Source organism: Tepidibacter thalassicus DSM 15285, from assembly GCF_900129915.1.
GTDB classification, from domain to species: Bacteria; Bacillota; Clostridia; order Peptostreptococcales; family Peptostreptococcaceae; genus Tepidibacter; species Tepidibacter thalassicus.
In genome coordinates this window covers 43,403-68,318 of record NZ_FQXH01000005.1, presented here as the reverse complement: position 1 = coordinate 68,318, position 24,916 = coordinate 43,403, and the positions used below count along the sequence as shown (strand labels likewise).

Annotated in this window: 22 protein-coding genes; 9 read left to right on the top strand and 13 right to left on the bottom strand. The window is 28.4% G+C overall.

Annotated features, from left to right (window positions below; genetic code table 11):
- Window positions 1-137: 137 nt before the first annotated feature.
- From BUA19_RS00365 to BUA19_RS00355, 3 genes are all read left to right on the top strand, one after another.
- Window positions 138-695 carry a helix-turn-helix domain-containing protein gene (locus tag BUA19_RS00365; protein WP_084601865.1) on the top strand — a complete coding sequence of 186 codons (558 nt, stop codon included), beginning with the start codon at window positions 138-140 and terminating at the stop codon, window positions 693-695.
- 40 nt (window positions 696-735) lie between these two features.
- Window positions 736-1,245, top strand: coding sequence for a hypothetical protein (locus BUA19_RS00360; protein ID WP_072722892.1), 510 nt, complete (start codon window positions 736-738; stop codon window positions 1,243-1,245).
- 61 nt (window positions 1,246-1,306) lie between these two features.
- Window positions 1,307-3,226, top strand: coding sequence for a recombinase family protein (locus BUA19_RS00355; protein WP_207645958.1), 1,920 nt, complete (start codon window positions 1,307-1,309; stop codon window positions 3,224-3,226).
- A 116-nt stretch (window positions 3,227-3,342) separates the two neighbouring features.
- On the opposite strand, the gene BUA19_RS00350 is transcribed toward BUA19_RS00355, so the two are convergent.
- Both BUA19_RS00350 and prmA read right to left on the bottom strand, forming a co-directional pair.
- Entirely contained in the window at window positions 3,343-4,092 is a 750-nt protein-coding gene (locus tag BUA19_RS00350; RefSeq protein ID WP_072722890.1) for a 16S rRNA (uracil(1498)-N(3))-methyltransferase, read from the bottom strand.
- Window positions 4,093-4,094: 2 nt separating this feature from the next.
- Window positions 4,095-5,036 carry a 50S ribosomal protein L11 methyltransferase gene (gene prmA, locus BUA19_RS00345; RefSeq protein ID WP_072722889.1) on the bottom strand — a complete coding sequence of 314 codons (942 nt, stop codon included), beginning with the start codon at window positions 5,034-5,036 and terminating at the stop codon, window positions 4,095-4,097.
- Between the two features lie 179 nt (window positions 5,037-5,215).
- Between prmA and BUA19_RS00340 the strand changes: the two genes are divergently transcribed.
- The 5 genes from BUA19_RS00340 to BUA19_RS00320 all read left to right on the top strand — a co-directional run bounded on the left by BUA19_RS00340 (window position 5,216) and on the right by BUA19_RS00320 (window position 11,892).
- Window positions 5,216-6,214 (top strand): copper amine oxidase N-terminal domain-containing protein, encoded by a 999-nt coding sequence (locus tag BUA19_RS00340; RefSeq protein WP_072722888.1) that lies wholly within the window; start codon window positions 5,216-5,218, stop codon window positions 6,212-6,214.
- A 95-nt stretch (window positions 6,215-6,309) separates the two neighbouring features.
- Window positions 6,310-6,822, top strand: a complete 513-nt coding sequence (locus BUA19_RS00335; protein WP_072722887.1) for an NADH-quinone oxidoreductase subunit NuoE family protein — start codon at window positions 6,310-6,312, stop codon at window positions 6,820-6,822.
- Between the two features lie 12 nt (window positions 6,823-6,834).
- Complete coding sequence (locus BUA19_RS00330; RefSeq protein WP_330388959.1) at window positions 6,835-8,721, top strand: NADH-quinone oxidoreductase subunit NuoF; 1,887 nt, start codon at window positions 6,835-6,837, stop codon at window positions 8,719-8,721.
- A gap of 16 nt (window positions 8,722-8,737) precedes the next feature.
- Window positions 8,738-10,540, top strand: coding sequence for an NADH-dependent [FeFe] hydrogenase, group A6 (locus tag BUA19_RS00325; RefSeq protein WP_072722886.1), 1,803 nt, complete (start codon window positions 8,738-8,740; stop codon window positions 10,538-10,540).
- Between the two features lie 107 nt (window positions 10,541-10,647).
- Window positions 10,648-11,892, top strand: coding sequence for an EAL and HDOD domain-containing protein (locus tag BUA19_RS00320; protein WP_072722885.1), 1,245 nt, complete (start codon window positions 10,648-10,650; stop codon window positions 11,890-11,892).
- Between the two features lie 22 nt (window positions 11,893-11,914).
- Here BUA19_RS00320 and dnaJ read toward each other — a convergent pair whose 3' ends face one another.
- The 9 genes from dnaJ to gpr form a co-directional block, all read right to left on the bottom strand.
- Window positions 11,915-13,057: a molecular chaperone DnaJ gene (gene dnaJ / locus BUA19_RS00315; RefSeq protein WP_072722884.1), complete on the bottom strand. Its 1,143-nt coding sequence runs from the start codon at window positions 13,055-13,057 to the stop codon at window positions 11,915-11,917.
- Between the two features lie 59 nt (window positions 13,058-13,116).
- Window positions 13,117-14,961: a molecular chaperone DnaK gene (gene dnaK, locus BUA19_RS00310; RefSeq protein ID WP_072722883.1), complete on the bottom strand. Its 1,845-nt coding sequence runs from the start codon at window positions 14,959-14,961 to the stop codon at window positions 13,117-13,119.
- Window positions 14,962-15,009: 48 nt separating this feature from the next.
- Window positions 15,010-15,525, bottom strand: coding sequence for a nucleotide exchange factor GrpE (gene grpE / locus BUA19_RS00305; RefSeq protein WP_143145333.1), 516 nt, complete (start codon window positions 15,523-15,525; stop codon window positions 15,010-15,012).
- Between the two features lie 5 nt (window positions 15,526-15,530).
- Window positions 15,531-16,583 carry a heat-inducible transcriptional repressor HrcA gene (hrcA, locus tag BUA19_RS00300; protein WP_072722881.1) on the bottom strand — a complete coding sequence of 351 codons (1,053 nt, stop codon included), beginning with the start codon at window positions 16,581-16,583 and terminating at the stop codon, window positions 15,531-15,533.
- 91 nt (window positions 16,584-16,674) lie between these two features.
- A complete protein-coding gene (hemW, locus tag BUA19_RS00295; protein ID WP_072722880.1) occupies window positions 16,675-17,811 on the bottom strand; it encodes a radical SAM family heme chaperone HemW in 1,137 nt (378 codons plus the stop codon).
- A gap of 71 nt (window positions 17,812-17,882) precedes the next feature.
- On the bottom strand, window positions 17,883-19,685 hold the full coding sequence (gene lepA, locus BUA19_RS00290; RefSeq protein ID WP_072722879.1) for a translation elongation factor 4: 1,803 nt from the start codon (window positions 19,683-19,685) through the stop codon (window positions 17,883-17,885).
- A 127-nt stretch (window positions 19,686-19,812) separates the two neighbouring features.
- A complete protein-coding gene (locus BUA19_RS00285; protein ID WP_072722878.1) occupies window positions 19,813-20,022 on the bottom strand; it encodes a hypothetical protein in 210 nt (69 codons plus the stop codon).
- A gap of 4 nt (window positions 20,023-20,026) precedes the next feature.
- Window positions 20,027-21,022, bottom strand: a complete 996-nt coding sequence (gene spoIIP, locus BUA19_RS00280) for a stage II sporulation protein P (RefSeq protein ID WP_072722877.1) — start codon at window positions 21,020-21,022, stop codon at window positions 20,027-20,029.
- Between the two features lie 75 nt (window positions 21,023-21,097).
- The gene (gene gpr / locus BUA19_RS00275) at window positions 21,098-22,045 is read right to left on the bottom strand and encodes a GPR endopeptidase (RefSeq protein ID WP_072722876.1); all 948 of its coding nucleotides are present in this window, start codon (window positions 22,043-22,045) and stop codon (window positions 21,098-21,100) included.
- Between the two features lie 251 nt (window positions 22,046-22,296).
- Here gpr and rpsT point away from each other — a divergent pair, with 251 nt between their 5' ends.
- The gene (gene rpsT, locus BUA19_RS00270; protein WP_072722875.1) at window positions 22,297-22,563 is read left to right on the top strand and encodes a 30S ribosomal protein S20; all 267 of its coding nucleotides are present in this window, start codon (window positions 22,297-22,299) and stop codon (window positions 22,561-22,563) included.
- Window positions 22,564-22,632: 69 nt separating this feature from the next.
- Here rpsT and holA read toward each other — a convergent pair whose 3' ends face one another.
- Complete coding sequence (gene holA / locus BUA19_RS00265) at window positions 22,633-23,664, bottom strand: DNA polymerase III subunit delta (RefSeq protein WP_072722874.1); 1,032 nt, start codon at window positions 23,662-23,664, stop codon at window positions 22,633-22,635.
- Window positions 23,642-24,898 carry a ComEC/Rec2 family competence protein gene (locus BUA19_RS00260; RefSeq protein WP_072722873.1) on the bottom strand — a complete coding sequence of 419 codons (1,257 nt, stop codon included), beginning with the start codon at window positions 24,896-24,898 and terminating at the stop codon, window positions 23,642-23,644. Before BUA19_RS00260 ends, holA begins: the two co-directional genes overlap by 23 nt.
- Window positions 24,899-24,916 lie beyond the last annotated feature (18 nt).

The following is a 24,916-nucleotide window of genomic DNA, read 5'->3' as shown; positions in this document are numbered from 1 at the left end:
TTCCATTTGTTTTATAGTATACCTATATATTAATATAGGTTGCCTATAAAGTCAACCTATATTTTATCGTTTTCCTATTGTTTTTATAGATAGCCTATATTATAATAGAATTATTATAAGTGATTGGAGGTGAAATTATGGGAAATTATTCATTTGACATTCATGAAAGAATTAAATATTTAAGGGAACGTGTCCTTAATATTAATCAAAGTGAAATGTCTGCTAAACTAGGAATAAGACAAGGCTCTTTGTCTGATATTGAACGTAAAAGAACTAAAAAAGTAACAGATAGAATTATCAAAGATATCTGCCGTGAATTTTCCGTAAATGAAGAATGGCTTCGTTTTGGAAAAGGAGAAATGTTTATCGAAAATGATTCAACTATTATTTCAAAACTATCAACCGAATATAATCTTGATTCACTTGATAAAAAAATTATAGAAAGTTATTTAAAACTAGGAGAAGAACAGAGAAAAGTGATTAAAGATTATGTCTATTCTCTCGCTAAAGCCATTAATAGCGATGAAGAAATTGCCGCTACCAAAGAGAATGTGTTAGAAAAAAAGCAGAATATGTCCCAAAATGAAGAAGATTCAATCGAAAAAGAATTGAATGCATACCGTCTTGAATTAGAGGCGGAGAAAAAAGGGAAAACATCATTAGTTTTAGACGAGCGAAAAGAAAGCTTGGGTTAAAACATTAAACTGCAAAATAAAATGATTAGGAGGTTTCAAGATGGCTGTTAATTATTGTGGAGGTATTCCGGAAATTCCCAAAGCAGGCGTTGTGGAAATTGTCGCTTTTCCAGATTCAATTAAAATTATTCGCGGATTTTCAAAAAGTATTGTTATACCGTATGATAATATTAAAAATATTTCCATGAAAACCGATGAACAGATATCCAAGGATGTTACTCTAACGAGAGTTCTTGCGCTTGGAATTTTTGCTTTAGCTGCAAAAAAGAAAACAAAGGTTGTTACAAATTATCTCTTGATTGATTATGACGCTAACGGAATTGAATGCACTGCTGTTTTTACTGGTGATAAACTTCCAAAAGTCGTTTCTAAAATTTCTAAAGCGCGCCAAAAATACTTAAAATCTAATAATAAAATTGATGAAATTTCTACAACTCGCGAAGAATCTGACTATGAATATTCTGATATAGAAAAGTTAGTTATAAAACAATATAGAAATAATCCGGAAGTTCATAAAGAAATTCATCGTTTATTAAATATTGAAGTCTAAAATTTTCTCAAAACCTCGTGCATAAACATGAGGTTATATTTTTATGAAGGGAGTTATGTACTTGAAAAAAGCCGCTTTGTATATAAGAGTTTCAACATCACATCAAATAGATAAAGATTCTTTACCCTTCCAGCGTCAAGAATTGTCTAATTACTCAAAATACGTGTTGGGTATTGATGATTTTGAAATATTTGAGGACGCTGGGTATTCCGCCAAAAATACTGATAGACCAAAATATCAAGAAATGATGTCTCGCATAAAGAATAACGAATTTTCACATTTGCTGGTATGGAAAATTGATAGGATTTCAAGAAATCTGAAAGACTTTACCGAAATGTATGACGAATTAAAGGATTATGGCGTAACCTTTATTTCTAAAAACGAGCAATTCGATACCTCTTCCGCCATGGGTGAAGCCATGTTGAAAATAATTCTAGTATTCGCAGAACTTGAACGCAAGTTGACCGCTGAACGTGTTTTCTCAATAATGCTTTCACGAGCCGAAAAAGGGTTATGGAATGGTGCAACTGTTCCTCTGGGGTATAAATGGTCAAAAGAGAAAAAATTCCCTGTAATAGATGAAGAGGAAGCAAAAACGGTTAAATATATATATGACTTATACGAGAAAAAAGCTTCTACCTCTAAAGTTGCCTTTCAATTAAATTCAGAGCAAGTAAAAACCAAACGTGGTGGAAAGTGGACCGCTAAAACCGTAAATGATATATTGAGAAATCCGTTTTATATAGGTACTTACAGGTACAATGTAAAGAATAGCCCTAACAGGCGTTGGAAGGATGAAAAAGAATGGGTTGTCGTTGAAAATAATCACCCGGGTTTCATTTCAAAGGAGCAATTTGAGAAGGTTAATAAAATGTTATCTGATAATTATAAGGGGAACGGAGAATTTCAAAGAGCTAACACCAACACTCATATATTTTCAAAAATATTATTTTGTGGCAAATGCGGTTTAGGCATGAATGCAGGGCTTGACAGAGCGAGAAAAGACGGTTACAGACCATCAAGATATACTTGTTATTCAAATCATTTTACAGAGAATACCCGTAATTGCAATAATTTTGTTAGTGATATAACATTAATGCCTTTTGTATTGAACTATATTTCAAACTTTACTAATTTGCAAAATAAAATTACACAAAAGCATTCTCTTCGCGATATTGAGAGAATACTTTTGCGCGGTAAATCTTTTGTAGATGTGGAATGTATTGATAGAAAAGGTCTTGAAGAAACATACATCGCCTTTGCTGTTGGTTTCGATGATAAAGCTTATAATAATTCCAATGAAGAGGAATCCGCTGAAAACTTAGAACTAGAATCTTTAAAGAAAGAAAAAATGAAGTATGAAAAAGCATTGAAGCGACTTGAAGATTTATTCCTATTTTCCGATGAAGCTATGTCCAATAAAGACTTTTTATTCAAAAAACGTGACCTAACACAGCACCTCGAAAGAGTAAATGAGAAACTTTCAGAACTCCATAGAAGAAATGCCGATATGAGATTAACAACCGATGTTGCTTTCTTAAATAAAGCAAGTAATTTTTTAATGAGTAAACATCTTTCCGGAAAAAGAAATATTGATTATAGAGAACTTTTAGAGGTTGTTGATAAGACTTTAATACAAGATTTCATACAAACTGTTATTGATAAAATTATTGTCGTTGATAAAAGAGTACATTCTATCACTTTTCAAAATGGAATTACTCATAAATTCCTTTATAAAGCTAAAGAAAAACAGAAAATGCGTCCAAAACAAAAGTTTCTTTATCGTTCTTATGAGCCAATACTTATACAGTACCTTAAAGAACACGAATCAGTATCAAGAAAAGAGGTTGAGGACCTTATAGGAATGGGGCGCACTGGTGCTGGTTCTATCCTTAAAGAATTTGTTGATAGAGGAATTGTTGAGAAAAAAGGAAATTCCGTTGCAACTAGATATTTTTTGAAAGAAAAAAAGACCACTTAATCAAAATAGTGGTCTTTTTGCCATTTGCCCAAAGCCTTATCTATCAAGGCATAGGAGCAATCATATTTACTTTAACTTTCGGTCACCCCAGAGTATAAAATGCGACTTTCTTCAAATTACTCATCTCCTTTTAAATCAGAAAGTTCGTAAAGTACTATAGATGTTGCTACTATAGATGCCGTTTCTGTTCTTAAAATTCTAGGACCTAAACTTACTAAAATTCCTCCTATATTTTTAAATTCATCTATTTCTTCTTCTTCAAATCCTCCCTCTGGACCTATAAAAATTCCTATTGAATTAACATTTATATTTCTTAAAACACTTTTAATAGATTTTAAATATTCTTTTTCATAGGGAATTAAATTCAAATCATTATTTTTCATATCTAAAAGAGCCTCTTTAAAATTTAATGGCCCTTTTACTTTAGGAATAATCCCTCTTTTACTTTGTTTTGCCGCTTCATATATTATTCTTTCCCATCTTTCAATTTTTTTATCTTTTTTATTATCAATTTTTACAACACTTCTTTTAGTTACAACAGGTATAATTTCAACTACACCAATCTCAGTTAATTTTTGGAGTATTAAATCCATTTTCTGTCCTTTAGGAAGCCCTTGATACACTTTTACTTTTATATCAGATTCTCTATTTACATTTACTTTTTCTATTATATTTAAAAAAACTTGTTTTTTAGTTATATCACTTATTTCACACACATATTCATTGTTGTTTTTATCACATATTTCCAGTTTATCTCCTATATTACATCTTAAAACTTTAGATATGTGCTTTACATCTTCACCTTCTATAAAACACTGTTTTTTATCCAAATTTATATTTTTTAAATCAACAAAAAACCTATCCAACTTTACTCACCCTTTTTAGATACAATTACTGCCCATTCTCCCATAGTTTTTACATCTATTATCTCAAATTTATTTTTCAAAAGAGCAACTTTAACATCTTCTATTTTATCCAATATTATACCTGATGATATAAACAATCCATTACTATTTAAAAATTTTCCTACATCACTTGATAAAAGTATTATTATATCAGCTATAATATTTGCAACTACTATATCTGCCTTTTCTGAAACTACTTCCATTAAATTTCCATGTCTTATTTCTACTACATCCTCAACTTTATTTAAAGCTACATTTTCTCTTGAAACTTTAACAGCAACTGGATCAAGATCTACACCTATAACCTTAGGCGAATTAAGCTTTGCAGCTGCAATAGATAATATTCCACTTCCACATCCTATATCAAATACAATAGTTTTATCGTTCACTCTTTTCTCTAATTCTTTTATACACATAGTAGTAGTCTCATGAGTTCCCGTTCCAAATGCCATTCCCGGATCAAGTTCTATTACTATTTCTCCTTCTTTTTCATCATAATTTTCCCAAGTAGGCTTTACAACTATTTTTTCTCCTACTTTACTAGGTTTATAATACTGTTTCCATGAATTAGCCCAATCTTCTTCATTTACTTCAGTTATATTTACACTTCCTTCTCCTATATCTAAACCATAACTTGGAAGTAATTTTATTTTTTCTCTAATCATTTCAACTTCTGCAACAACATTTTTTTCTTCCGAAAGATATGCTTTTATTATAACTCCCTCATATCCAGTATTAAATACATCTTCTTCTATGTAATCCCAATCCGCATCATCTTTTTCTTGAAACAAAAAGTCATTTGGATCTTCTATTACTACTCCACCTACTTCAGATTCATAAAGAATACTTGTAACTGCCTCAACCGCCTCCGTAGTAGTTTTTATTGTAATCTCAATCCATTTCATAAAATCACTTCCTTTTATAATTAATTTTTTCCACTTAACTGTAGTAATTATTATACAGTAATTTCAGACAAGAATCTACACAAATATTATCTGTAATAATATTTTAAAATAAAATCAACTATGTACTATGTTAATATATAATTAAAACACTATATCCTATAAATATGAGGTGAATTTATTTGAAAAAAATTAGTTACTTTTTGATTTTTACCATAATATTATTATCAATAACAAATATACCTATAATAGCTATTAATAAAGAAATAAAAATAAATATAAATAATAAAATATTAAAATTCAATGTTTCTCCTATAATTGAAAATAATAGAACACTCGCACCAATAAGAACTATATGCGAAAAACTTGGAGCAACAGTTTCATGGATTGAAAATAACAAAGAAGTAATCATAAAAAAAAATGACATAAATATAAAACTCAAAATAAATAACAAAGAAGCATATTTAAACAATAAATTAATAATTTTAGACACTCCACCCAAAATAATATCAAATAAAACACTAGCTCCAGTAAGATTTATATGCGAAAGTCTTAATGCAAATGTACTATGGGATTATAAAAATTATACAGTCATTATTAATAATAACCATAATAATATCTACAATTCACTAAAAAAAATATCAGATTACAATGGTAAATTTAATATGAAAATGATTATGAATATAAAAATAGAAGACATCAATACAATGCAATTTAACTATAATATAGAAGGATTAGCAGATAATAAAAATTACTACATTAATGGTATTATGCAACTAATAAAATCTGATAATACAAATATTCAAATTCCTTATAAATTTATTAATGCAAATGAAAAAAAATATATAAAAATCGACAAATGGAATAATGAAAAAGATACTGAAAATGCCAATTATTTTGATATTGATTTAAGTTTAATTAATTCTCTAAATAATAAACTTATTCTCAATTTCGACAAACTCACTATCAATAAAACTAATTCTGGATATTTAATATATTACAACAACAAAGAATTTGATAATTGTATAATAGAAATACATCTAAATGATAAAAATGAAATAATAAGAGAAATTGCTACCTATACTATTCACAATACAAAAAACGAAAAAAAAATAGATACCCAATTTATTATAGATGTAAATTTTTCTTTAAATAAAAAAGTTAGGTCTAATCAGATCTAACTTTTTTGTTTTTTATAAAAACGCATAATACCATATATATTGGCAAATACTACATATTGAATTACACCAATAATGCAAAAAGGCAGGTGAAACAAATGGAAATTCTCATCGAAAAAAATGAAGAAGATAATTTTAAAAAATTAGATGAAATTATTGAGAAATACAAAGAAGAAGAAGGTATGCTTATTCGAATTTTACAAAAATCTCAAGAAATATTTGGATATCTTCCTGAAAAAGTTCAAACGTATATTTCACAAAAACTTGATATTCCAATTTCAACTATTAACGGTATTGTAAGCTTTTATGCATTATTTTCAGAAGAACCACAAGGAAAATACACTATAGGAGTATGTCTTGGAACTGCTTGCTATGTCAAAGGAGCTCAAGAAATTTTAGAAACTATAAAAAAAGAACTTCAAATAGATGTCGGTGAAACCAGCATGGATAAACTATTTACGTTAAAAGCTACCAGATGTATTGGCGCCTGTGGGCTCGCTCCAGTTATTACTATAAACGAAGATGTGCATGGAAAACTAACTCCAGCTGATATTCCATCAATCCTTTACAAATATATCAAAAAACATAAAGAAAATAAAACCACTAAATAGGAGGTGAATATATTGTTAAAATCCATCGAAGATTTAGAAAATATTAAAAATGAATCTTTAAAATCAATAAGTTTACGTCTTAAAGATACTTCTATCGAAAAAGAAATCAATAAATATCATATTTTAGTTTGTGCTGGAACTGGATGTACTTCTTCTAAAAGTAATTTAGTTCGCGAAAGACTAGAAAATGAAATAATTAAAAGAAACTTACAAGATAAAGTTAAAGTATTCAAGACAGGATGTTTTGGTTTTTGTAAATTAGGACCAATATTAGTTGTTCATCCAGATAGAACTTTTTATACAAAGGTAGAACCAGATGATGTAGATAAAATAATTAATAATCATATTGAAAAAGGGAAAATAGTTGAAAAACTTTTATATCACTCACCTAAAAGTAATGAAATACAAAAAACTATAGACGAAATAGATTTTTTTAACCATCAAATGAGAATCGCTCTAAGAAATTGTGGAATTATTAACCCTGAAGATATAAAAGAATATATAGCTATGGACGGATATATAGCACTTGGTAATATCTTAAGTAAAAAAATTCCTCCTAAAGAAATAATAAAAGAAATAAAAGACTCTGGTCTCCGTGGTCGTGGTGGTGGAGGATTTAAAACAGGTGTTAAATGGGAATATGCAGCTTCTTATCAAAGCGATAAAAAATTCGTATTGTGTAATGCTGATGAAGGTGACCCAGGCGCTTTTATGGATCGTTCAATACTCGAAGGAGACCCTCATTCAGTTATAGAAGCTATGATCATTGCTGGATATTGTATAGGAGCTCATAAAGGATATATTTATGTACGAGCAGAATATCCCATAGCAGTAGAAAGACTTGAAATTGCCATAGAACAAGCAAGGAAATTAGGTCTTCTTGGTAAAAATATATTAGGATCATCTTTTGATTTTGATTTAGATATAAGACTTGGTGCAGGTGCTTTTGTATGTGGAGAAGAAACAGCTTTAATTCAATCTGTTATGGGACTTAGAGGTGAACCTAGACCAAGACCTCCTTTTCCTGCTGAAGTAGGTCTCTGGGAAAAACCAACACTAAATAATAATGTAGAAACATTCGCAAATATTCCTATAATACTTAGAAAAGGTTCTAACTGGTACTCAAGCATCGGAACAGAAGACAGTAAAGGTACTAAAGTTTTTGCTTTGGCAGGTCAAATAAACAATACAGGACTTATAGAGGTTCCTATGGGAACTTCTCTTAGAACAATAATTTATGATATAGGTGGTGGAATTCACGACAATAAAAAATTTAAAGCAGTTCAAACTGGAGGCCCATCTGGAGGATGTATTCCGGAAAAACTATTAGATACAAAAATTGATTTTAAATCACTAACTGATATAGGTTCAATGATGGGTTCTGGAGGAATGATTGTAATGGATGAAACTGATTGTATGGTAGATATTGCAAGATTTTATTTAGAATTTGCTCAAGATGAATCATGCGGTAAATGCGTACCTTGTAGAATAGGTACAAAAAGGCTTCTTGAAATATTAAATAAAATAAGCAAAGGCAAAGGCGAAATGGAAGATTTAAAAATACTAGAAGAACTCTCTTATGATATTAAAGACTCTGCTTTATGTGGCCTTGGCCAAACAGCTCCTAACCCTATTTTAAGTACATTAAAATATTTTAAAGATGAATTCATAGCTCATATTAAAGATAAACGCTGTCCAGCTGGTGTTTGTAATGATTTGCTAAAAATTGTAATATCAGACGAAAAATGTATTGCTTGTGGAATTTGTGCTAAAGTTTGTCCCGTAAACGCTATTACAGGCGAAATCAGAAAACCACCTTTTAGTATAAATCAAGATATTTGCATTAAATGCGGAGCATGTATTCCAAAATGTCCAGTAGATGCAATATATAAAAGATAAAGGCAGGTGAAAATAAATGGAGAATATTTCCGAAAACAAAGAGCAAAATATAAAAAATGAAACTGTAAATATAAATATAGATGGAATAGATTATAATGTTCCTAAGGGAATTTCAATACTAGAAGCTGCAAGAATGCTAAATATTGAAATCCCTAGTTTATGCTATTTAAAAGATATTAATGAAATAGGTTCTTGTAGAGTATGCGTCGTTGAAATTGAAGGCTCTCGTAATCTTCAAGCATCTTGTGTTTATCCAGTAAGAGAAGGACTTAAAATAAAAACTAATACCCAAAGAGTAAGAAAAGCAAGAAAATCAGCTGTAACATTATTACTTTCAAATCATCACAGAGAATGTTTGACTTGCATTAGAAATTTAAATTGTGAACTTCAAAATTTAGCAGATAATTTAGGTGTTAGAAATATACCTTATACAGGTGAAATGAATGATTACGGCTTTAACGATAATAATCCTGCAATACAAAGAGATTACAATAAATGTATAAATTGTCGCCGTTGTATGGCAATTTGTAACAAAATTCAGGAATGTAATGTATATTCACCTTTAAACAGAGGATTAAATACAATAATTGCACCTGCATTTAAAAAAGATTTGGAAGATGTTACTTGTATTATGTGTGGTCAATGCATACTTGCATGCCCTACAGCATCTTTATCTGAAAAAGAACATATCAGCGAAGTTTGGAAAGCAATATCTGATCCAGATAAAATAGTAATAGCTCAAACTGCTCCTTCTATTCAAGTTACAATTGGAGAAATTTTTGGAATGCCTATTGGTTCATTTGTTGCTGGAAAACTAGTTACAGCTCTTAGAAGAATAGGTTTTGATAAAGTATTTGCTACTGATGTTACTGCTGATTTAACTATTATGGAAGAAGGTAGCGAATTAGTTGAAAGACTTTTACATGAACCTGAAAAATTACCTCTTCTTTCTTCTTGTTGTCCTGGTTGGGTAAAATTTGCAGAACATTTTTATCCAGAATTTTTACCACATCTATCTTCTACAAAATCTCCTCATGAAATGTGTGGAGCTTTAACTAAAACATGGTATGCTAAAAAGTACGGATTAGACCCAAGCAAAATAGTAAATGTTGCTATAATGCCATGTACTGCTAAAAAATATGAAGCAAGTAGACCTGAAATGACATCTGATGGATTTAGAAATGTAGATTATGTTTTAACTACAAGAGAACTAGGACGCATGATAAGAGAAGTAGGACTTGATTTTCCAAATTTACCTGATGATAAATACGATGAACCATTTGATCAATATAGCGGTGCAGGAATGATATTCGGAGCTACAGGTGGAGTTTTAGAAGCAGCCGTTCGTAGTGCTCATAAATTAATAACTGGTGAAGAAATGCAAGTTCCCGACTTCAAAGAAGCTAGAGGTCAAAGTGGACTCAAGTATGGAACTGTTAAATTAGGAGATAGAATTATTACTGTTGCAATTGCCCATGGAACAGGAAATGCTAAAAAAGCTTTGGATATGTTCAAAAGCGGTGAAAAAAAATTCGATTATATGGAAGTTATGGCATGCCCTGGAGGATGTGTAGGTGGAGGAGGTCAACCTATTCTAGGTACTAGAGATCACAAATATATATCTTTAGATTACCGTCACAATCGTGCAGATACATTATATAATATTGATAAAGAAAAAAACATTAGACGTTCGCATGAAAATCCTAGGGTTCATCAAATTTATAAAGAATTTTTAGGCAATCCCCTATCAGAAATTGCTAAAAAATATCTTCATACAACTTTTACTCCAAGAGGAAAATACTCTTATTTAAACAAATAAGCTTTCGGCATAATGCCACAGCTTATTTGTTTTTTTATATTTTCCCGACAATAATCGCTATTTTTGTGGTATAAATATAATAGATACTTTAATTCAGGAGGGTGTTTATGGAAGTATTTGTTGCTAGACAGCCAATTTTTAATAAATATAAAGAAGTTATAGCTTATGAACTTTTATATAGAGATGGAAATAAGAATTTTTTCGATAAAAGTATAAGTTCTAGCAAGGCCACATCTATTCTTCTTACAAATACTTATCTTTCAATAGGAATTGAAAATCTGATAGGAGATAAAAAAGCTTTCATAAATTTTGATAAAAAACTTATTGATATGGATATACCATTTATTCTCAATAACAACATAGTAGTTATAGAACTTTTAGAAGACATTATCCCCGACAAAAATTTTATTGATAAATTAAAAAAATTAAAATTATCAGGTTATACAATAGCATTAGATGATTTTGTTTGTGGGCATCATGAAGAACTTATAGAATTTTGTGATATCATAAAGGTAGATTTTCTCCAAAATACTAGTACAGATATCGAATATATAATAAAAAAACATAAAAAAAACAACAAAAAATTCATTGCAGAAAAAATTGAAAATAACGAAGTATTTAATTACGCAAAAGACTTAGGATATGACTATTTTCAAGGATATTTTTTTAGTAAACCTACAACCATCAAAGGAAAAAATTTATTATCCAATAAATCTTACTATATAGATATTATGAATGAACTACATAAAAAAGAACCTTGCTATAACAAGATAACCCAAACCATAGAACAAAATGTCAAATTAACATATAATCTATTAAAACTTGTAAATTCCAAGTTTACTGCAGTAAACAAAATTTATTCTGTAAAACACGCTTTAACTATGTTAGGTTTAAATGAAATCGAAAAATGGATATCTTTAATAATGATACAAAATTTTTCACATAATAAACCTAATGAAATTTTCAAAATATCTATTTTCAGATCAAAATTTGGAGAATTACTCGCTGAAAATTCTATATATAAAAACAGAAAACACGAAATAATGATAATGGGACTATTGTCTGTTATAGATATAATATTAGAACAACCTCTAGAAACAATATTAAAAAAACTTCCTTTAGCAAATGATATAAAAGATGCAATGCTAAAAAAAGAAAGTATATTTAACAATATGTACAACTTAATAATAGAATATGAACAAGGCTGTTGGAAAAACGTTTCAAAATATGCTCAAAAACTAAAAATCGATATAAATAAACTTCCTGACATCTATTTTAAGTCTATAAAATGGGCTGATGAATTATATGAATATACAAATAAATCAGATATATCTATATGGAAATTCAAGTAAAGCTGTTGAAATTTCAACAGCTTTACTTGAATAAATCTTTCATTTTATCAAAAAAGTTTTTACGTTGTTCATGCACTTCTTCTCCACTTTCTTTAGCAAAATTCCTTAAAATTTCTTTTTGTCTTTCAGTAAGCTTTTTAGGAACTTCTACTATAACTTTCACATATTGATCTCCTCTAGAATTTGAATGAAGCTTTTTAATTCCTTTTTCTCTTAATCTAAATACAGTTCCACTTTGAGTACCTTCTGGTATTTTATATTTAACTTTTCCATCAAGTGTTGGAACTTCAACTTCATCTCCCAAAGCTGCTTGAACAAATGTTATAGGCATTTCACAATATATATCGTATCCTTCTCTTTTAAATAATTTATGTGGAGCTACATCTATAATAATATAAAGATCTCCTCTTGGCCCTCCTCTTAATCCTAATTCACCTTCTCCTGAAAGTCTTATCGCTGATCCATCATCTACTCCTGCTGGTATCTTTATGCTTATCTGTTTTGTCTTTTTAATTTCTCCTTTTCCTCCACATTTACTACATGGACTTTCAATTACAGTTCCTTCGCCATGGCAAGTATGACAAGTTCTAACATTCATCATAGTTCCAAAAGGAGTCCTTTGTGCCTGTCTAATTTCGCCACTTCCATTACAAGTAGGACAAGTTTTTCTCGATGTTCCAGGTTTTGCACCTGATCCATCACACACTTCACACTTTTCACTTCTATTTATTTTAATTTCTTTTTCAACTCCAAAAGCAGCTTCTTCAAAAGAAATAGTCATTCTATATCTTATATCTGCTCCTCTTTCTGGACCTTTTCTTCTAGATTTTCCACCAAAAGCCCCTCCAAATATATCTCCAAATATATCTCCAAATACATCTTCAAATCCTCCAAAACCAGATCCTCCAAAGTCAAATCCACCTTGACCTGAAAAATTACCATTTACTCCTGCATGACCAAATTGATCATAATTCTTTCTTTTTTGAGGATCTGATAAAACTTCATAAGCTTCATTCGCTTCCTTAAATTTTTCTTCAGCTTCTTTATCTCCTGGATTCCTATCTGGATGATATTTCATTGCAAGTTTTCTATATGCCTTTTTTATTTCTTGTTCTGTTGCATTTTTTCCAACACCAAGAACTTCATAATAATCCCTTTTGCTCACCTTATCACCACCCTTATCACAATAATAGCTTGTGGCTACATTGCCACAAGCTAATTATATTACTTATCATCATCAACTACTTCATAATCCGCATCAACTACATTATCATCCTTAACATCTTCACTCTTTCCTGCATTTTGACCAGCTCCCTGCTGTGCTTGAGCTGCTTGTTGATATATTTCCTGAGAAATTTTATGGAACTTATTCATTAATTCTTCAGTTGCCTTTTTAATATCATCTGCAGTTGAATCTTGTTTATCTTTTACTTGTTTTAAATTATTAAGAGCACTTTGTATAGCTTCTTTATCAGCACTGTTTATCTTATCTCCTAACTCATTTAATGTTTTTTCAGTTTGATATATAGTAGATTCAGCATTATTAACTGCCTCTATTTTATTTTTTCTTTCTTTATCTTGCTGAGCGTACATTTCAGCTTCTTTAACTTTCTTTTGTATTTCTTCTTCAGAAAGATTTGTACTTGAAGTAATAGTTATTTTCTGTTCTTTACCAGTTCCTAAATCTTTAGCAGAAACATGCACTATACCATTTGCATCTATATCAAAAGTAACTTCTATTTGAGGTACTCCTCTTGGCGCAGGAGGTATATCTGTCAACTGGAATCTTCCTAATGTAGTATTATCAGCTGCCATAGATCTTTCCCCTTGAAGAACATGAATATCAACAGCTGTTTGATTATCTGCTGCTGTAGAGAATACTTGAGATTTTTTAGTTGGTATAGTAGTATTTCTCTCTATTATCTTAGTAAATACTCCTCCTAAAGTTTCTATACCAAGAGATAAAGGAGTAACATCTAAAAGCAATAAGTCTTTAACTTCTCCAGCTAATACTCCACCTTGAATTGCAGCACCAACAGCAACACATTCATCAGGATTTATTCCTTTATGAGGTTCTTTCCCTAAAAATTTCTTTATAGCTTCTTGAACAGCCGGAATACGAGTTGAACCACCTACTAATAAAACTTTATCAATATCAGATGGATTAAGCCCTGCATCAGCTAAAGCCTTTCTAGTTGGTTCCATAGTCTTTTCAACTAAATCAGCTGTAAGTTCTTCAAACTTAGCCCTTGAAAGATCCATATTTAAGTGTTTTGGTCCAGTTGCAGTTGCTGTAATAAACGGTAAATTTATATTAGTAGTCATAACACTTGAAAGCTCTTTTTTAGCTTTTTCTGCTGCTTCTTTCAATCTTTGAAGACTCATTCTGTCTTCTCTTAAATCAACACCTTCTTGTTTTTTAAATTCTTCAGCTATGTAATTTATTATAGCTTCATCAAAATCATCTCCACCTAAATGATTATTACCACTTGTTGCTAAAACCTCAAACGCTCCATCTCCTATTTCAAGTATAGATACGTCAAAAGTACCTCCACCTAAGTCAAATACTAATATTTTTTGATCTTGATCAGCTTTGTCTAATCCATAAGCAAGTGCTGCTGCCGTAGGCTCATTTATAATTCTTTTCACTTCAAGACCTGCAATTCTTCCTGCATCTTTTGTTGCTTGTCTTTGAGCATCTGTAAAATAAGCAGGAACTGTTATAACAGCTTCTTTAACAGGTTCTCCTAAATAACTTTCAGCATCGGCCTTTAATTTTTGAAGTATCATAGCTGAAATTTCTTGTGGAGTATAATCTTTACCATCTATATTAACCTTATAATCTGTTCCCATATGTCTTTTTATAGATATTATAGTTTTATCAGGATTTGTAACCGCCTGTCTTTTTGCAGGCTCTCCTATTATTCTTTCTCCATCTTTACCAAAAGCTACAACAGATGGAGTAGTTCTAAACCCCTCAGCATTAGCAATAACTACAGGTTCTCCTCCTTCAAGTACTGCAACACAAGAGTTAGTAGTTCCCAAATCAATTCCAATTATCTTACTCATACATATCCTCCTTTACAGTTTTAATTACTATAAATTTAATATTTACATCTATTTTGACACTTTAACCATCGCTGGTCTTATTACCTTATCAGACAACTTATATCCCTTTTGAAGAACTTCTATAACCTTATTTGAATCCATACCTTCCACTTCTTCTTGCATTACTGCATAATGAAGATTTGGATCAAATTCACTATCCTCAGCTTTTATCTCTTCAACTCCAAACTTACTTAAAGTATCTACTAACTGTTTTAAAACAAGTTCTACACCTTTATAAATACTACTTTCTTTTTCTTCTACAGAAGAACTCAATGCTCTTTCCATATTATCAATTATAGGAAGAATTTCTAATACTATTTTTTCATTAGCAAATACACTTATATCTTTTTTTTCTTTTTCAACTCTTCTTCTGTAATTATTAAAATCAGCTTGAAGTCTTTGAAGAGAATCTTTAAGCTCTTGTATCTCTTTTTCCTCGACCTCTTTTTTATTTTCATTTACTTCTTCTTCAACAACTTCTTCAACAACTTCTTCATTATTATTCACAACTTCTCTTTCTTCCAAAATTTTCACCCCTTATTATCTATTTGTAATTTCTTTTTAATTGAATTTCTCAAAATATTTCCCATATAATTTATAACTGAATATATTTTAGAATAATCCATTCTAGTTGGACCTATTATACCAATTTTTCCTATCACAACACCATCTATATCACAAGTAGCAGTTATTACACTACAATCCTTTATAGTTTCACAATAATTATCACTACCTATTACTATATTAACGTGATTTTTTTCTATTCCTTTTGTGTTTAAAACATTTGCAACAATTTGCTTTTCTTCAAGCATATTCAAAAAAGCTTTAGCTTTAACTATATCATTAAATTCAGGAAAATTAAATATATTAGTAGCACCATTTAATAAAACTTCCAAATCATCTATTTCAATCAAATTAGACAATACACTTTCAAAAATATTATCAAGTATATTGCTATATTCTATCATTTGTGATCTTATATATTTTACAAAATTTTCATCTAACTCATTAATTACCTTACCAACTAATTTATCATTTAATACTTTAGAAATTATATTTACCTTATCTTCACTTATCTCTAAAACATTGTTTAATATTGTATTTTTCACCAAACCAGTATCTGTAATTACCACCAATAAAATACTAGTCGAATTAATATATACTAACTTTAAGTGTCTTATTTTACTTTCTACTATTTTAGGTTTTAAAGCTAACGAAGTACAATTTGTCAATTTTGAAAGAAGCTTTAAAGTTTCTTCAAGTAAATCTTTAACTTCTCCTATATTTTCAATTATAGACTTTTTTATTATATCCTTTTCTATTTCATCTAATTGTCCTTCCTTCATTAAACTATTTACATATAGCTTATATCCTTTTTCAGATGGTATTCTACCAGCAGAGGTATGAGGCTGTATTAAATATCCCATTTCTTCTAAATCAGACATTTCATTTCTTATAGTAGCAGCACTAACTCCTAAGTCATACTTTTTAGATATAGTCCTAGATCCTACAGCTTCTGCATTAATAATATAGTCTTTTATTATAGCCTCAAGTATTTTTATTTTTCTGTCTGTCAAATTCATAAAATCACCTCTTCGCTGTTAGCACTCGTTATATCCGAGTGCTAAAAACCTTCTGTTTTTAAAATATCACTATTACTTTACTTTGTCAAGATTAGTCTTTCAAAAATTCTACAAACACACTATTACTCAAATCTATGCCTCGATTAGTCAAATACAATCTATCTTTAGTATAATCTATTAAATTTTTATTTCTCAATTTTTCTATTATATCTTTATATTCTTTCATAAAATCTATTTCAAATTCTTCCTTGAATTCTTTAAAATATATACCTTCATTCATTCTAAGCCCCATAAATATTTTTTCCTCTATTTTATCTTTTTCTTCTAACTTATGACTATCTTCTACAGGTAAAATATTGTTATTTAACTTTTCAAAATAAGTTTCTAATGAACAATAATTAGAAAATCTAACTCCTTCTAAATAAGAATGAGCTCCCGGTCCTAATCCTAAATATTCTTTACTCCTCCAATATAATATATTGTGTTTACACTCATATCCCGATTTTGAAAAATTAGATATTTCATATTGATTATATCCTTCAGTTTTTAAATAATCTCTCGTATAGTGATACATTTTCAAATCTATTTCTTCATCTAAAACATTTAGTTCTCCTTTTTCATACATTTTTCCAAATACAGTTTCTTCTTCTATTATCAACGAATATGCCGATATATGAGCTGGATTTAAACTAACTACATTTTCAAGAGTTTCTCTCCAATCATCAAACGTTTGATTTGGAAGTGAAAACATAATATCTACATTTATATTTTCAAATCCTATATCTATTGCATCTTTAAAATTTTTTTCAAATTCTTCATATGAATGTATTCTTCCTAAATAATCTAAATGTTTTTTTTGATATGCTTGAAGACCCATACTCAATCTATTTACCCCTATAGAATACAACAATTTTAATTTTTCTTTTGTTAATGTCCCTGGATTTGACTCTATTGTTATCTCTGCATCTTTTTTTATATTAAAACTATCATATATACACTTAAATATATATGATATATCTTCTATTGATAGTATTGTAGGAGTACCTCCTCCTATAAAAATAGTAGAAAAACAATTTTCTTTTAAATTTTCAGAGTAAATACCAATTTCTCTTATTAAACTTTCAATATATTTTTCTTTATCCTCCTTAGTAAATTTAAAAGAATTAAAATCACAATAATTACACTTTTTTACACAAAAAGGTACATGTATATAAAGTCCTCTTTCCAATTAAATTCCCTCCTAAAAGTAAAGTCCTAATACTATTTTAAACAATAAAATAGTACAGGACTTTAATAGTATTACTTATCTATTTTAAGCACAGACATAAATGCCTTTTGTGGAACTTCTACTGATCCTATTTGTCTCATACGCTTTTTACCTTCTTTTTGTTTTTGAAGCAATTTCTTCTTACGAGATATATCTCCACCATAACATTTAGCTAAAACATCTTTTCTAAGAGCTTTTACAGTCTCTCTAGCTATTACTCTACTTCCTACTGAAGCTTGTATAGGAACAGCAAATTGATGTCTTGGTATTTCATCTTTTAATTTTTCACACATTGCTTTACCCCTAGTATAAGCTGTTGATTCATGTACTATAAAAGATAGTGCATCTACTTGCTCCTTATTTATAAGTATATCAAGTTTTACGAGCTTAGATGGTTTATATTCTTTAAATTCATAATCTAAAGATCCATACCCTCTAGTTCTAGACTTTAGAGCATCAAAAAAATCATATATTACTTCATTTAACGGTAGCTCATAATGAAGCATTACTCTTTTAGTATCTATATATTCCATATTAATCATTTCTCCACGTCTTTCTTGAGCAAGTTCCATAACAGCTCCTACATAATCTTTTGGAACTATTATATCAGCTTTTACTATAGGTTCTTCCATCATCTGAACTTCACTCATAGGAGGAAGATTTGTCGGATTTTGAATCATTAAAACTTCTCCATCATGCTTGGTAACTCTATATATAACAGAAGGAGCTGTAGTTATTATATTCAAATTAAATTCTCTTTCAAGTCTTTCTTGAATTATTTCCATATGAAGCAATCCCAAAAATCCACATCTAAAACCAAATCCAAGAGCTGCTGATGTTTCTGCTTCAAATTCAAGAGCTGCATCATTTACTTGTAATTTTTCTAAAGCATCTCTTATATTTTCATATTTTTCTCCTTCAGCAGGATAAATACCGCAATATACCATAGGAGTTGCCTTTTTATATCCTGGAAGTGGATTATCTGTAGGATTATCAGCATCTGTTATAGTATCTCCAACTTGACAACTTCTTATATCTTTTATACTTGCTGCTACATATCCAACATCACCTGCTCTTAACTCATCTATAGGAACTTGTCCAGGTGCCATAATACCAACTTCTGTAACTTCAAACACTTTTCCAGTATTCATCATTTTAATTTTCATACCCTTTTTTAAAGTTCCTTCAAATACCCTTATATAAGCTACAACCCCTTTATAACTATCATAATACGAATCAAATATCAAAGCCTTAAGCGGTGCATTTTCATCTCCTTGTGGATGAGGTATTTTATTAACTATTGCTTCTAAAACATCTTCTATATTTAATCCTTCTTTAGCAGACACTAAAGGTGCATCTGATGCATCAAGTCCTATTATATCTTCTATTTCCGCTTTTACTTCATCTGGTCTAGCACTAGGAAGATCTATCTTGTTAATAACAGGTACTATTTCAAGATCTTGATCAATTGCCAAATACACATTAGCAAGAGTTTGTGCTTCTACTCCTTGAGCAGCATCTACTACAAGCAATCCTCCTTCACATGCAGCAAGACTTCTTGAAACTTCATAATTAAAATCTACATGCCCAGGAGTATCAATTAAATTCAAAAAATATTCATTACCATCTTTAGCTTTATACACAAGTCTTATAGTTTGAAGTTTTATAGTTATTCCTCTTTCTCTCTCTAAATCCATATTATCTAAAAGTTGATCTTTCATTTCTCTGTCACTAACAAGTCCAGTATATTGAATCAACCTATCAGCTAAAGTCGATTTTCCATGATCTATATGGGCTATTATACTAAAGTTACGAGTTCTCTTTTGCTTATCCATAGCCTTCCTTTGCCTCCTCTGTATATGTAAAAATATATAAATTTAAGTTTTTATATAAAAATAATACAACCTTTATTTTATAATGTAATTATTTATATTTCAATAAAATTTAAACAGAAAATAAGGTTTATCTTAATTTAAAAGATAAACCCTTTATAAAAGAATATAACTTTATTAACACAGGTTTGTCATAAATCCCCATAAAATTTGCAGTTCTATAATCTATTAAACTTATAGATGATATTAAAAATAGAAAAACGAATAATGTAAATAAAATTTTATACCTCTTATTTCTTCTATTTTTTTTATACTCTAATGTCTTTTCTAAACGTCCCATAAAATCACCTGTTTATGCTATTTAAAACTTCAGCTAATACATCAGCTAAGTATTTCGTAGTTTTTAAAGCTTCATCTATTGTATTTGCATTACTGCCTATTTCTATTAACGCATAATTATTTGAAAGAAACTGATTGAACCTTCCATATGGTTTTACAATTACTTTTTTTGCAAGACCTGGATATTTCTTGTTACTTATACTAGTTATATATCTAGCAAACTTCTCTACTTCTTTTCTATTTGGACTTTCTGGACCTACGACTATTGAAAATCTAGCAACTTTTTCTCCATTTATAGTAACAGTTTCTTGACTTTTTACTTTTCTTCTCATTTCTTCATTTTTTATGTCTATTCCATCTCTGTGTATATCAAATATCACTTTTATAGAACTATATTTTTTTAATATATTAGAAGCAGTTTTAACAGACCTATTATAAGAACCATTAAAAGAAGGATAATCATGGTATTTCATATTATGTAAAACACAAAATCCTCTTTTCTCTAATTCTTTCTTTAAATTTTCACCTACAGCCATAACTGAATATTTCTTTTCTAAAGAATGATAATTACCTACACTTTCTGGTTCATAACTCTCTGTACCATGAGTATGATATATAAGAATTTGAGGTTTTCCTTTTGCCAATTCAATTTTATTAGGAACTTCAACTTTTATATTTTTATCATTAGCTTTTTTTACTATCTCATTGTTTTTAAAAGGCACAACATTTATATTTTGCATTTTATCATCTATTACTTCTATTTTTATATAATCTTTGCTATTTACAGTTACTGTTTCTTTTTTATCTTTTTTTAAAAAATCAAATCCTATTTTAATTAATCCACTACTTTTTCCTTCTAATTCTAATTCAGGATAAGTTTTTCTTATAAGATATTTAAAAAAATCTTCTTCATTATAATTTAACGCTAAACTTGTAAATGAAAATATAGCTACAAAAGCTATTACCAAAACAATACTTATTAATACTTCTTTTCTTTTCATTAGTATCACTCCCCTATCCTTGTCCATTGTTAATCTAAATTCAAAATCACTTTATACATTTTATGAGGAGTTTTTTTAATTTATTCCTGGATGTAAACATTTATTTAAAGCCTCACTGATAATTACAGATAAATTATCTATTATTTCATCTATATCCTTTGGCGTTACAATTACATTTTTGTTATATGGCTCAAGTATATCTTTTATTAAATTATATTTTTCTTCTTGTTTTAAAGATTTCAACATATTATAAAATTCTTTTCCCTTCTTACTTTCATTTATCAAATTATCTAAAGTCATATCTATTACATCTGAAGTCAAGGTCGCTGCATCTACAACAGTTGGAACTCCAATAGCTATTACAGGAACTTTTAAATATTCTTCATTTAAAGCTTTTCTTATATTTCCTATACCTGCTCCTGGAGAAATTCCCGCTGTAGAAATTTGAATTGTACTGTTTACCCTTTCTAATTTTCTAGAAGCCAAAGCATCTACCGCTATAACTCTATCTGGCTTTATCATATCTACTAAAGCTTTAACAGTTTCACTAGTCTCAATTCCTGTTATTCCCATAACCCCTGGACTAAGAGCTGATACTTCGCTTAAGTCATCATCATATTCTTTATTATAAGTTTTAAATAAATGTCTTGTAACTAATACTCTTGATACTGTTTTTGGTCCCAATGCATCTGAAGTGATATTCCAATTTCCAAGACCTATAATTAATGTTTTTTTGTTTTTATCATTTCCTAATATTTTACTCAACTCTTCTAAAAGAACATTTATCACCTCTGTTCTAGATTCATCATCATCAAAAGTTAGAATATTCGATTCAATAGTTACATAAATACCTTTTTCTTTTCCCATTATTTCTCTACCTTTTTCGTCAAATATTTCAATTCTTGTTACTGTATAGTTTTTTTCTTCTTTTCTATCAACTTTTACTCCAGGTATTTCTACTTTTTTATCTTCACTATACATTTCTCTAGCTTCTATTGCTAAATCTGTTCTTATATTTTTCAAAATTATCCCTCCATTGCTTTAGTATATATTATTATTTTTTACAGAAATTTATTTTTTATATAAGTTAATACAAAATTTTATATTTTTTTTATTAATTTATTGTAAAATATTCATTTTTTGGATATAATTTTAAAGATTATAATTTCTAAATAATATTAATATATATTTAGCCTTGATTTTTAGATTTTTTTCTGATAAAATCTACTTTGTTGACGTTGAAGAACATATTTACATACAAGGGGGTGAACAGGTTGGCTAACATAAAATCAGCTAAAAAAAGAATAAAAGTTATAGCTAAGAAAACTGCTTTAAATAAAGCTAGAAAATCTCAAGTTAAAACAGCTATAAGAAGATTTGAAGAAGCTTTAGCTTCTGGAAACAAAGAAGAAGCTATAATCAGATTCAGATCTGCTGAGAAGAAAATTTATCAAGTAGCTGCTAAAGGAACTATTCATAAAAACGCTGCGGCTAGAAAAGTGTCTAAATTAGCTAAAAAATTAAACGCTATGGTAGGCTAAATAGACAAAATTATATAAAACCGTGTCTGTATTCCCCAGTTCAAAAAACCCCAGATTTCTGGGGTTTTTTTAAACACAAAATTTACTAATGATTATTTCTAAAGCTAAAGTATCTTTTATTAATCCATTTTTTATTGAAAAATCAGCATTTAAAACTTCATTTAATATTTTTACTATAATTTCATTATCAAAATTCATTCCTTGATTTAAAGCTTTACTTACAACATATGGATGTACATTTATTTTCTGTGATATAACAGTTGAAGAGTATCCCATTTTTTTGAGTTGTTTACTTTGAATTATTATTCTAAATTGCCTTCCTATCATGTTTAAAATCATAAGAGGAGATTCTCCTTCTAATATCATATCGTTTAATATTTTCATAGATAAACTCGAATTTTTATTTCCTATAGCATCAATAAGTTTAAATATATCATTTTCTATTTTTTTAGAAGATAATTTATCTATTATTTCCTTAGTAACAACATTCCCATTCCCTGTAAAAGAAGCTATTTTTATAATTTGATTTTCTAAATCAGAAAGTGTTTTATTTGAATTTTTATTTTGATAATCTTCTATATTTAAAAAATATATTATTTGCTCTGCATCTATATTGACATTTTCTTTTTTAAATTTATTTTTAACCCATTTAAACAATTCTGTTGAATCTAATTTATCACAATTTAATACAATACCTTGTTTTATTAATCCTTTTGCTAATTTTCTCCTTTTATCAATATCTCCATAAACTATAAATACTAAAGTAGATTGCTGAGGAATATTTTTTAAATAAGAAATAAGATCACTTTCATCTTTTTCTGTAAAATTCTTTCTTTTATTTTTTAAAAGCTCAAAATCTTTTACTATAATAATTCTTCTATCATCCATAAATGGAAGAGTTTCTACATTACTTAAAAGCAAATCCATTGTGATTTCTCTCCCATCTAAAATAGAACAGTTAAAATCAAGAAGCGAACTATTTAAACTATCTTTAAAAACTTTAATTATATTATCCAATAAATAAGTTTCTCTTCCATAAAACAAATAAAGATTTTTAAAATTTTTAGATTTAATATCTTTAATGATATCCTTGTACTTCATTTTTCTGCTCCTTTACAATTTTTATTTCTCTAAAAATCATATAAGACATTAAAAGTATATAATAAAGAATTACTAATTTCAAACTAACATTTTCAAATTTCACGTAAGAAAATTTAATGCTTGCTAAGTAATTTACTATTAAAAAAATATAATTTTTTATAATAATAGTTGTTTTTATAAATATAAAAGACAGTTTTAAAAAAGACATAATTAAAGATATTAAAGTCAAACTCATTAAAATTCCAACAAAAGGAATAACTAGTATATTAGTAACTAAGCCTATTATAGATATAATTTTAAAATTGTAATATATTATAGGTAATGTAAGTATATTTGCAGCTAATGTAACAGATATTAATGGATATTTTACATACTTATCTATAATGCTATAAAAATAAATTATAGATAAAGTCGCAAAAAATGATAATTGAAAACTTATACTATATATTACAAAAGGATTTTCAATTATTAAGATAATTCCTACAAAACACAAAGAACATATTCCATCATATTCCCTCTGTATAAATAAAGCGATATACAAAACAATTGAAAAAATACAAGCTCTAACTATTGAAGGAGTAAAACCTACTATAAAACAATAAAAAAACAAAAATATACTTATAAGTATAAGTTTATATAGTTTATTTATTCCTCTTATAATAAAATTAAAAAAATATATAATTATACCCACATGAAGCCCTGAAAGTGCTATTATATGAGAAATTCCCGTTTTTGAAAAAGAATCTAATACCTCTTTATCCATATCTTCTTTATTCCCCAATATCAAAGCTTTTAAAAAAGACGCATGATTTTTAAAATTATATTCTAATTTATTTTCTATAAAATTTCTCAACTTATGAGAAAAATAATACACATTTTTACTTTTATTTTCTATTTTAAAATTTTTCAAATTTATTATTCCTACATAACCAATAGATCTTAAGTATCTTCCATAATCAAATTCATTTAATTTTAAATTGTCAAGACTTTCAAATTTTCCATTTACATTGATATAACAACCTACAGGTATTTTGTATTTCTTATTAAAATCTCTTACTAAAAATTTATCTATTTTATACTCAAAATATTTTTCTTTATATTTAGCTTGCTTAACTATTCCTTTTGTCTGTATTAATTTATTATTCAATTCAAAAAAATTATCTTTATAATTTTTTGTATATAAAAACACAAACAAAATACTTATAGTAAATATCAATAAAATTGGTCTTCTCATGCCGAATATATCTACCCT

Excerpts from the sequence above, each read along its gene's own strand:
- dnaK (WP_072722883.1), bottom strand. The coding sequence starts at position 14,961 with ATGAGTAAGATAATTGGAATTGATTTGGGAACTACTAACTCTTGTGTT.
- lepA (WP_072722879.1), bottom strand. The coding sequence starts at position 19,685 with ATGGATAAGCAAAAGAGAACTCGTAACTTTAGTATAATAGCCCATATA.
- BUA19_RS00260 (WP_072722873.1), bottom strand. The coding sequence starts at position 24,898 with ATGAGAAGACCAATTTTATTGATATTTACTATAAGTATTTTGTTTGTG.
- spoIIP (WP_072722877.1), bottom strand. The coding sequence starts at position 21,022 with ATGAAAAGAAAAGAAGTATTAATAAGTATTGTTTTGGTAATAGCTTTT.
- BUA19_RS00325 (WP_072722886.1), top strand. The coding sequence starts at position 8,738 with ATGGAGAATATTTCCGAAAACAAAGAGCAAAATATAAAAAATGAAACT.
- prmA (WP_072722889.1), bottom strand. The coding sequence starts at position 5,036 with ATGAAATGGATTGAGATTACAATAAAAACTACTACGGAGGCGGTTGAG.
- BUA19_RS00335 (WP_072722887.1), top strand. The coding sequence starts at position 6,310 with ATGGAAATTCTCATCGAAAAAAATGAAGAAGATAATTTTAAAAAATTA.
- BUA19_RS00365 (WP_084601865.1), top strand. The coding sequence starts at position 138 with ATGGGAAATTATTCATTTGACATTCATGAAAGAATTAAATATTTAAGG.
- holA (WP_072722874.1), bottom strand. The coding sequence starts at position 23,664 with ATGAAGTACAAGGATATCATTAAAGATATTAAATCTAAAAATTTTAAA.
- BUA19_RS00285 (WP_072722878.1), bottom strand. The coding sequence starts at position 20,022 with ATGGGACGTTTAGAAAAGACATTAGAGTATAAAAAAAATAGAAGAAAT.
- BUA19_RS00320 (WP_072722885.1), top strand. The coding sequence starts at position 10,648 with ATGGAAGTATTTGTTGCTAGACAGCCAATTTTTAATAAATATAAAGAA.
- BUA19_RS00360 (WP_072722892.1), top strand. The coding sequence starts at position 736 with ATGGCTGTTAATTATTGTGGAGGTATTCCGGAAATTCCCAAAGCAGGC.
- hrcA (WP_072722881.1), bottom strand. The coding sequence starts at position 16,583 with ATGAATTTGACAGACAGAAAAATAAAAATACTTGAGGCTATAATAAAA.